At 73.6% G+C, this 9,461-nt stretch carries 6 protein-coding genes and 1 pseudogene; all 7 read right to left on the reverse strand.

The features are described from left to right. Positions 1–4 precede the first annotated feature (4 nt). Positions 5–1,441: a GTPase ObgE gene (gene obgE / locus ACIRG6_RS03060; protein WP_318218540.1), complete on the reverse strand. Its 1,437-nt coding sequence runs from the start codon at positions 1,439–1,441 to the stop codon at positions 5–7. A 103-nt stretch (positions 1,442–1,544) separates the two neighbouring features. Next, positions 1,545–1,799 carry a 50S ribosomal protein L27 gene (gene rpmA, locus ACIRG6_RS03065; RefSeq protein WP_003976205.1) on the reverse strand — a complete coding sequence of 85 codons (255 nt, stop codon included), beginning with the start codon at positions 1,797–1,799 and terminating at the stop codon, positions 1,545–1,547. 14 nt (positions 1,800–1,813) lie between these two features. Then, positions 1,814–2,134 (reverse strand): 50S ribosomal protein L21, encoded by a 321-nt coding sequence (gene rplU, locus ACIRG6_RS03070; protein ID WP_004931419.1) that lies wholly within the window; start codon positions 2,132–2,134, stop codon positions 1,814–1,816. A 321-nt stretch (positions 2,135–2,455) separates the two neighbouring features. After that, the gene (locus ACIRG6_RS03075; RefSeq protein ID WP_403320416.1) at positions 2,456–6,577 is read right to left on the reverse strand and encodes an Rne/Rng family ribonuclease; all 4,122 of its coding nucleotides are present in this window, start codon (positions 6,575–6,577) and stop codon (positions 2,456–2,458) included. 275 nt (positions 6,578–6,852) lie between these two features. Continuing rightward, positions 6,853–7,632, reverse strand: coding sequence for a TIGR03936 family radical SAM-associated protein (locus ACIRG6_RS03080; RefSeq protein ID WP_318218542.1), 780 nt, complete (start codon positions 7,630–7,632; stop codon positions 6,853–6,855). A gap of 48 nt (positions 7,633–7,680) precedes the next feature. Further along, complete coding sequence (locus tag ACIRG6_RS03085) at positions 7,681–8,865, reverse strand: hypothetical protein (RefSeq protein WP_403320419.1); 1,185 nt, start codon at positions 8,863–8,865, stop codon at positions 7,681–7,683. A gap of 41 nt (positions 8,866–8,906) precedes the next feature. Further along, positions 8,907–9,461 (reverse strand): annotated as a pseudogene (locus ACIRG6_RS03090) (hypothetical protein); the annotation flags it as partial.

Raw genomic sequence — 9,461 nt, forward strand, 5'->3', positions numbered from 1 at the left:
TCCGTCAGAACGGATCGAAGCCGTCGAACTCCCGCTCCGCCTCGTCCCGTTCGGCGTCGCGGTCCCGGCGCCGCTGGGCGGCCGGGCGGGGCGCCTCGAAGCGGTGGTCCTCGCCGCGGCGGCCGAGCATCTCGGCGCCGGCCGTCACCGACGGCTCCCAGTCGAAGACGACCGCGTTGTCCTCGGGGCCGATGGCCACGCCGTCGCCGCCGCGGGCGCCGGCCTTCAGCAGCTGCTCCTCGACGCCGAGGCGGTTGAGGCGGTCGGCGAGGTAGCCGACGGCCTCGTCGTTGTTGAAGTCGGTCTGGCGCACCCAGCGTTCGGGCTTCTCACCGCGTACGCGGAACAGGCCGTCCTCCTCGCGGGTGACGGTGAAGCCGGCGTCGTCCACGGCCTTGGGCCGGATGACGATGCGCGTGGCCTCCTCCTTCGGCCGGGCGGCACGCGACTTCGCCACCAGCTCGGCCAGCGCGAAGGACAGCTCCCGCAGCCCCATGTGGGCCACGGCCGACGCCTCGAAGACCCGGTAGCCGCGCGCCTCCAGGTCCGGCCGGACCATCTCGGCGAGGTCCTTGCCGTCGGGCACGTCGATCTTGTTGAGGACGACGATGCGGGGCCGGTTGTCCAGCCCGCCGTACTCGCGCAGCTCCGCCTCGATGATGTCCAGGTCGGAGACGGGGTCGCGGTCGGACTCCAGCGTCGCCGTGTCCAGGACGTGCACCAGCACGCTGCACCGCTCCACGTGCCGCAGGAACTCCAGGCCGAGGCCCTTGCCCTGGCTGGCGCCGGGGATGAGGCCGGGGACGTCGGCGATGGTGTAGACGGTCTCGCCGGCCGTCACCACGCCGAGGTTCGGCACGAGCGTCGTGAAGGGGTAGTCGGCGATCTTCGGCTTGGCCGCGCTCAGCACGGAGATGAGCGACGACTTGCCGGCGCTCGGGTAGCCGACCAGCGCCACGTCGGCGACGGTCTTCAGCTCCAGGTGGATGTCCTGGAGGTCGCCGGGCTCGCCGAGCAGCGCGAAGCCGGGGGCCTTGCGCCGGGCGGAGGCCAGCGCCGCGTTGCCGAGGCCGCCCCGGCCGCCCTGTGCGGCGACGTAGGACGTGCCGTGGCCGACCAGGTCGGCGAGGACGTTGCCCGCCTTGTCGAGGACCACGGTGCCGTCGGGCACGGGCAGGACGAGGTCCTGGCCGTCCTTGCCGGACCGGTTGCCGCCCTCGCCGGGCTTGCCGTTGGTGGCCTTGCGGTGCGGGGAGTGGTGGTAGTCGAGGAGCGTGGTCACCGACTGGTCGACGGTGAGGATCACGTCGCCGCCACGGCCGCCGTTGCCACCGTCCGGGCCGCCGAGCGGCTTGAACTTCTCACGGTGGACGGAGGCACAGCCGTGGCCTCCGTTACCCGCGGCGACATGCAGCTCGACGCGGTCCACGAAGGTGGTCATGGAATGTGCCTCCAGTTACTACGGGGTTGTCTCTTGGGTAACAAGCGAAAGGCGGACCCGCTTCCCGTCCGGGAAGTGAGGTCCGCCTCGCGAAAGTTTCCGATCAGGCGACCGGAACGATGTTCACGACCTTGCGGCCACGGTGGGTGCCGAACTGCACCGCACCGGCCTGCAGCGCGAACAGCGTGTCGTCGCCGCCACGGCCGACGCCCGCACCCGGGTGGAAGTGGGTGCCGCGCTGGCGGACCAGGATCTCGCCCGCGTTGACGGCCTGACCACCGAAGCGCTTCACGCCGAGGCGCTGAGCGTTGGAGTCACGACCGTTACGGGTGGACGATGCGCCCTTCTTGTGTGCCATCTCTCCTCAGTCCCTTACTTCGCAGCCGCGGGGATCTCAGTGACCTTGATCGCCGTGTACTGCTGGCGGTGGCCCTGACGACGGCGGTAGCCGGTCTTGTTCTTGTAGCGCAGAATGTCGATCTTCTGGCCCTTGTGGTGGTCCACGACCTCGGCCTGGACCTTGATGCCGGCCAGCACCCACGGGTCGCTGGTCACAGCGTCGCCGTCGACCACGAGCAGGGTCGAGAGCTCGACCGTGTCGCCGACCTTGGCGGTGGAAATCTTGTCAACCTCAACGATGTCGCCGACAGCAACCTTGTGCTGGCGACCACCGCTGCGCACGATGGCGTACACGCGGATCTCACTCTCTCGCTCGGGAACGGCACCCCCGCAGTCCAGCCGCCCGGCAGGACGCGCGAACGGCCTCTCCCGGTCGTGGCCCATCACGGCCGCATCCGGAAGGAAGAGGTTTACGGGGATGTGACGCGTCAGTCGACACGCCGACGGTCAAGATTACGGGGACACGCGACAGGGGTCAAACCGGGCTCCCCGCCACCGCCGCGAGGCCGTTCGGCGGGGCCGCGCGCGGGGCCCGTGCGCGCCGTGGCAGGCCCCGCACAGCCGTGTGGCCCCGCCCGTCCGGGCGGGGCCACACGTGCTGCGACAGGGACCGGATCAGCCCTCGTCGGTGGCGGCCGTGACCGAGGACGGCGCCGCCTGCTCGGCCGCCGCGGTCTTCTTCGACGCCGTCTTCTTGGCCGTGGCCTTCTTGGCGGTCGTCGTCTTGGCCGCCTTCTTGGCCGTGGCCTTCTTCGCGGTCGTCGTCTTCTTGGCCGCGGTCTTCTTGGTGGCGGCCTTCTTCGCCGTCGCCTTCTTGGCCGTCTTGCGGGCCGCCGCCTTCTTGGCCGGGGCGGCCTCGTCACCGGACGCGTCCACGGCCGGGGCCTCGGCGACCTCGGGCTCCGCCGGGGCCTCCGCCTCCGCCTCCGCCGGGGCCGACGGGACGACCACGACGGCCGCCTCCTCGGACGCGGTCGAGGTGGTGGGCTTGCGCACGGCCCGACGGCGCGGACGGGCCGGAGCGGCGCTCTCGGCGGCCGGCGCGGCCTCCTCGGCCACCGGTGCCTCGGCCACGGCCGGTGCCTGCGGCGCCGGCTCGGCCTGCGCGGTCTCGGGGACCGTCAGCACGGCGGCCTCGGCACCCGCGGGCGAACCGGCCGGTGCGGACACCTTCCGGGTGGCCCGACGGCGCGTACGGCCCTTGGGCGCCGCCTCGTCGGCGGCCGGGGCCGGGGCGCCGGACAACGCGTCCTCGACGGCCGCGGGCTCGGCCAGCACCTCGGCGGCCGTTTCCTGCACGACCGGACGCTCGATCTCTTCCGCGACCGTGACCTCCTGCGCGGTCGGCACCTGGGCCTCGCTGCGCGCGGCCTCGCCCTTCGCCGCCTTCGGGGCACCGGCCGGGGCGGACGCCCGCCGGCTCGCCCGACGCCGGCCACGACCGCGCGTGGCGGCGGCCTCGGCCTCGGCGGCGCTGCTGTACAGCTCCTCGTCCGGGGTGAACTCGGCCTGCAGGGCGACCGGCTCGGCCACCTCGGCGGCGACCTCGGACTCGGACTCGGTGTCCGCCTCCTGCTCGGCCGTCGGCACCGTCTCGACACCGGCCACGGCCTCGTGGTCGTGCTCACCGGCACCCGCACGCGCCCGCTTGCGGCGCTTGCCGCCGCCACCGGCGGAGGACGGCTGGTCGAGGTGGACGATGACGCCACGGCCGTTGCAGTGGACGCAGGTCTCCGAGAACGACTCCAGCAGGCCCTGGCCGACCCGCTTGCGGGTCATCTGGACCAGACCCAGCGAGGTCACCTCGGCGACCTGGTGCTTCGTACGGTCCCGGCCCAGGCACTCCAGCAGGCGCCGCAGCACCAGGTCCCGGTTGGACTCCAGCACCATGTCGATGAAGTCGATGACGATGATGCCGCCGAGGTCGCGCAGCCGGAGCTGGCGCACGATCTCCTCGGCCGCCTCCAGGTTGTTCCTGGTGACCGTCTCCTCGAGGTTGCCGCCCTGACCGGTGAACTTGCCGGTGTTGACGTCGACGACGACCATCGCCTCGGTCCGGTCGATCACCAGCGAACCGCCGCTGGGCAGCCAGACCTTGCGGTCCAGCGCCTTGGCGAGCTGCTCGTCGATCCGGTAGGTGGCGAAGACGTCGACCTCGGAGGTCCACTTGGACAGCCGGTCGGCGAGGTCCGGGGCGACGTGGGACACGTAGCCGTGGATGGTCTGCCAGGCGTCGTCGCCGCTGACGACGACCTTGGAGAAGTCCTCGTTGAAGATGTCCCGCACGACCCGGACGGTCATGTCCGGCTCGCCGTACAGCAGCGTCGGCGCGTTGCCGTTCTTGGCCTTCTTCTGGATCTCCTCCCACTGCGCCTGGAGCCGCTCGACGTCGCGGCGCAGCTCGTCCTCGCTGGCGCCCTCGGCGGCGGTGCGCACGATGACGCCCGCGTCCTCGGGGACGATCCGCTTGAGGATGGTCTTCAGCCGGGACCGCTCGGTGTCGGGCAGCTTGCGGCTGATGCCGGTCATCGAGCCCTCGGGCACGTAGACCAGGTAGCGGCCGGGGAGGGAGACCTGGCTGGTCAGGCGGGCGCCCTTGTGGCCGATCGGGTCCTTGGTGACCTGTACGAGGACGGACTGCCCGGACTTGAGGGCGGACTCGATGCGGCGGGGGCCGTGGCCCATGCCCAGCGACTCGAAGTTGACCTCACCGGCGTACAGCACGGCGTTGCGGCCCTTGCCGATGTCGATGAAGGCGGCCTCCATCGACGGCAGGACGTTCTGCACCTTGCCGAGGTAGACGTTGCCGACGTACGAGGTGGCCTGCTCCTTGTTGACGTAGTGCTCGACGAGCACCCCGTCCTCGAGGACGCCGATCTGCGTGCGCTCGCCGTGCTGGCGGACGATCATGACGCGCTCGACGGCCTCGCGGCGGGCCAGGAACTCGGCCTCGGTGATGATCGGCACGCGCCGTCGGCCCTGCTCGCGGCCCTCGCGGCGGCGCTGCTTCTTGGCCTCCAGTCGGGTGGAGCCCTTGATGGACTGCACCTCGTCGGACGGCTCGGCCTTCGGGCGCGGCTCGCGGACCTTGACGACGGTGCGCTCGGGGTCGTCGGCGGACGTCTCGGCGTCGCCGGAGGAGTCCCCGGCGCGGCGGCGACGGCGACGGCGGCGACGGCTGCTGCTGGAGCCGCCGTTCTCGCCGGTGGCGTCCTCGCCCTCCTCGGCGTCCTCCTCCGCCTGCTCGGCGGTGTCCTCGGCGTCCTGGGCGGCCTGCTCGGCGGCGGTGTGCTCGACGTCGTCGTCGTCCGCGGAGTCCTCGGAGCCCTCGGCCAGGTCGCCCCGGCGACGGCGACGGCCGCCCCGGCGACGGCGACGGCGCGAGCCGTACTCCTCGGAGCCCTCGGCGTCGTCACCGTGGTCGTCGCCCGGCTCGTCGGCCTCGGCCTCGGCCTCCGGTTCCTCGGCGGCGGCCGGGGTGGGCGTGCGGTCCTCGGTGGTCTCCTCCGGGCCCGCGGCGCGGCGCCGGCGGCGGCGACGCGAACCGGCGGTCTCCTCCGGGAACTCCTCGGGCGCCTCGGTCTCCCGGACGGCCTGCTCCGGCTCGGGCGCGGCGGCCTCGGCGGCGGCTTCCGCCGCGGCCCGCTCGGGCGTCTGGAACTTGGGCTCCGCGAACACGGGCGCCTGGAACACGGCGACGGCGGGACGCGCGGGACGCTTCGGGGCGTCCGCCTCGTCGGACGCGGCGGCGCTCCGCGCGGGCTCGGCGAAGCCACCGGCGGCCTTGCGGGCGGACCGACGACGCGCACGACGCGGAGCGGCCTCCTCGACGGGCGCGGCGGGCTCGGCGCTGCGAGCGGCCTCGGGGGCCGGCGTGGCCTCGGCGGCCGGCGCGGACTCACCCGAGTCCTCGGTCGCGGTCTCGGCCGGTTCGGCGGCCGCGGGCTCACCGGCGGGGGCGGACACACGCCGCGTGGCACGCCGACGCGTACGCCGCGGAGCAGCGTCCTCGGCGGCCTCCTCGACGGGCGCGGCGGCGGGAGCGGTCTCGGGGGCCGCGGCGGCCTCAGCCGCGCCGGTCTCGGTCGTGGTCTCGGCCGGCTCGGCGGCCGCGGGCTCACCGGCGGGGGCGGACACACGCCGCGTGGCACGCCGACGCGTACGCCGCGGAGCGGCCTCCTCGGCGGCCTCCTCGACGGGCGCGGCGGCCTCCTCGACGGGCGCGGGCTCCGGGGTCACCGCGGCGGTCTCGGCCTCCGGTGCGGGCGCGGCGGCGGTGGGCGAGGTCACCGTGCGCGTGGCACGCCGACGGGTACGGCGGGGAGCGGCGTCCTCGGTGGTCTCGGCGCTCGCGGCCGGCTCGGGCTCGGCGGGCGTCTCGGCGGCGGGCGCCACCGGGACGACGGTCTCGGCGGCCTCGGCCGACGTCGGAGCCCCGACGGGCGCGGAGGCACGGCGCACGGCGCGGCGCCGCGGGCGGCCCGCGGGCACCGGCTCCGCGACCGTCTCGGGCGTCTCGGTCACCTCGTCGGCGGCCTCTTCCGGCTCCTCGGCCGCGGCGGACGCCTCGGCCGGCGCGACGGTCTCCGCCTGCGCGCCGGAGGCGCCGGCCGGCGGTCCCGCCGGGCGGGACGCGGCCCTGCGCCGACGACGCGGCGGCAGGGTGTCGCTGGGGGTGTTCATCTCGGAGTCCGTCGAGGAAGTAGCGGACTCTGCGGATTCGGTCGGTTCGAGCATGCGGGGGTTTCTCCCGTCAGGCTCCCGGGTGCCGCGCCGTGGTCCGGGATCGACCGTGTCGACCGCCGGTGACGTCCGCGGCTCGCGCGATGCGCGGTTGCCGCCGTCCGGGGCGCGGGCGCCGCTCGGGAGCTCTCCGTGTCTTGTCTCGCCGGTTCCGTACCCCTTGTCGTGCACGGCCTGGCGAAAGTCTTGTGGTCGGTGCGCTGCCCGACCCAGGTGGCTCCCGAGTTCGAGGGCGGCGCTACGACGCTCGTCCCTGTGCGGGACCTTCCTTACGCCGGCGCCTTCGCGGCGGCAGCAGCGGCGGCCGGTTGCGGCTCGGGCGTTGCTGCCTCGCGGTCGGGCGCGAGCGGGTCGGTCACCGCGCCGGTCTCTTCATCGAACAGCCCCTGCGCCAGCCTGGTCACCGCTGCGGGGACCGGCGGCGCCAGGTCGGCCACGGCGCGAAGACCGGACAGGACGTCGTCGGGTCGTACGGCAGGCGTCACGTGCCGAACAACCAGCCGCAGTATCGCACAGGGCCGGTCGGTCGGCCTATCAGCCGGCGTATCGGGGGTGGTGGTCGCGTTCTCGAGGCTCACGACGGCGGAGCGGGCGTCGAAGGTACGGACGCCGTTCTTGGTCCGACGCTGGACCTCGACCGCGTCGGCCGCGTTGAAGGCCGCCACGGCGCGCTCGGCGTCCGCGGACTCCACGCCGTCCAGCCGCAGCTCCCAGACGGAAGCCGTCAGCCGGTCGGCGAGCCCGGAGGTGCGGGCCTCGACCGCCTCGACGACGTCGAGCCCGGCGGGCAGCGACTCGTCGAGGAGCAGCCTCAGCTGCTCCGGGTCGCGCGCCTCGGTGAGCGCGATCTCCAGGTATTCCGCTTCACTGCCCGTGCCGGTGGGTGCGGCATTGGCGTACGACACCTTCGGGTGCGGGGTGAACCCCGCCGAGTACGCCATGGGCACCTCGGCGCGGCGCAGCGCACGCTCGAAGGCGCGCTGGAAGTCACGGTGGCTGGTGAACCGGAGGCGGCCGCGCTTGGTGTAACGCAGTCGGATGCGCTGCACCGCGGGTACGGGCGGCGGGCCTTCGGGCTGTCGCTTGCCCAGTGTCGTTCAGTCCTTCGTGAGAGCGGTCGTACTGCTACCAAGAGTACGTGCCTTCGCCGCGGATGGTTCCCGCCGGGCCACCTGCGGCGTCTTCGCCGGCTCCCCGAACAGGGCCCGCCGCACGTCGGCACGGGCCCGCCGGACGGAGCCGCGGACGTCGGCCGGCACCTGCCGCACGACCCGGCCCACGGCGCGCGAGGCGTCGGCGGCGGGCCGCCAGACCGCGTCCCGCACCACGTGCCCCACCGGTGTCAGGAGGGTCCGGTACACCCAGCGCGCCGGATCCCCGACCAGCAGGCGGAAGACGGTCCCGAGGAACCGGCCGACGGCGAGCGAGACGTGGCCCGCGATCCGCCAGGCGTGCCCGAGGGCGGCCCCGATCTCCCGTCCGACGACGGCGAGGCCCCGGCCGACGGGCACCAGCACCCACCGCCACAGGGCGAGGGCGGGCAGCACCAGCAGGATCCGGGCGGTCCAGTACAGGGCGGCGCCGACTCCGGTGACGACCATGCGCAGACACCAGGCGATCGCGTGCCCGACGGGAGTGAGGACCCACGTGTACAGCCACACCGCGGGCACGACGACGAGATACCGCCCCAGCCAGGCACCGGCGGCGTACAGACCACGCCCCACCGCGGCGAGCACCGCCCCCACACCCCCGACCACCCACAGGAACCCGCGCCCGACCGGCGTCAGCACCCACCGGTACAGCCACACCGCCGGTATGACGACGAGATACCGCCCCACCCAGGCACCGGCGGCGTACAGACCACGCCCCACCGCGGCGAGCACCGCCCCCACACCCCCGACCACCCACAGGAACCCGCGCCCCACCGGCGTCAGCACCCACCGGTACAGCCACACCGCCGGTATGACGAGGAGGACGTTGCCGAGCCAGGCGATGCCGCGGGCCATCGGGACGACCAGGTATCTCCACAGGCCGACGGCGGGCCACACGAACAGGGCCCGCCCGAGCCATCCCAGCGCCCGCCCGAAGGGCCGCAGCACGGTGTCCCGCAGGAAGCGCCCGCCGACGACGAGTGCGTCCCACACCAGGCGGACCGGCACGACCAGGACCAGGACGACGATCCGGACCGGGATCCGGATCGCCACGGTGAGACACCCTTCGGCGTCCGACCGGCGCGCGGGCTCCTGCGGGTCGCTGCCGGGGGGCCGTTTCTCGAGGTCCATACAGGTATGGACGCCGAAAGGGCCCGCCCGGATCCCTGCGATCAGGTCAGTTCACTGCGCTGCCAGTTCCAGCTGATGGTCCCGGTGCTGTCCCACTTGCGCACCGGCCCGCCGAAGCCGGAACCCGTACTCGTCAGCGTCCACAGCGCCGTGCGGTACGCACCGTCGCTCTGCTGGCCGTTGTCGTACAGCACGGCCACATCGCTGCGACCGTCACCGTCGAAATCACCCGACGTCACTTTGGAGCGGCTCCACATCCAGCTGATGCTGCCGGTGCTGTCCCACTTGCGCGCCGGCGCGCTGAAACCGGTACCCGTGCTCGTGAACGTCCACAGCGCCGTACGGTTCGCACCGTCGCTCTGCTGACCGTTGTCGTACAGCACACCCACGTCACCACGGCCGTCACCGTCGAAATCACCGGAAACCACCTTGGACCGGCCCCAGTCCCAGCTGATGGTCCCGGTGCTGTCCCACTTGCGCACCGGCCCGCCGAAGCCGGAACCCGTGCTCGTGAACGTCCACAGCGCCGTACGGTTCGCACCGTCGCTCTGCTGACCGTTGTCGTACAGCACACCCACGTCACCACGGCCGTCACC

The sequence above is a fragment of the Streptomyces flaveolus genome (assembly GCF_044765825.1).
Classification (GTDB): Bacteria; Actinomycetota; Actinomycetes; order Streptomycetales; family Streptomycetaceae; genus Streptomyces; species Streptomyces flaveolus.

Excerpts from the sequence above, each read along its gene's own strand:
- obgE (WP_318218540.1), bottom strand. The coding sequence starts at position 1,441 with ATGACCACCTTCGTGGACCGCGTCGAGCTGCATGTCGCCGCGGGTAAC.
- rpmA (WP_003976205.1), bottom strand. The coding sequence starts at position 1,799 with ATGGCACACAAGAAGGGCGCATCGTCCACCCGTAACGGTCGTGACTCC.
- ACIRG6_RS03075 (WP_403320416.1), bottom strand. The coding sequence starts at position 6,577 with ATGCTCGAACCGACCGAATCCGCAGAGTCCGCTACTTCCTCGACGGAC.
- ACIRG6_RS03085 (WP_403320419.1), bottom strand. The coding sequence starts at position 8,865 with ATGGACCTCGAGAAACGGCCCCCCGGCAGCGACCCGCAGGAGCCCGCG.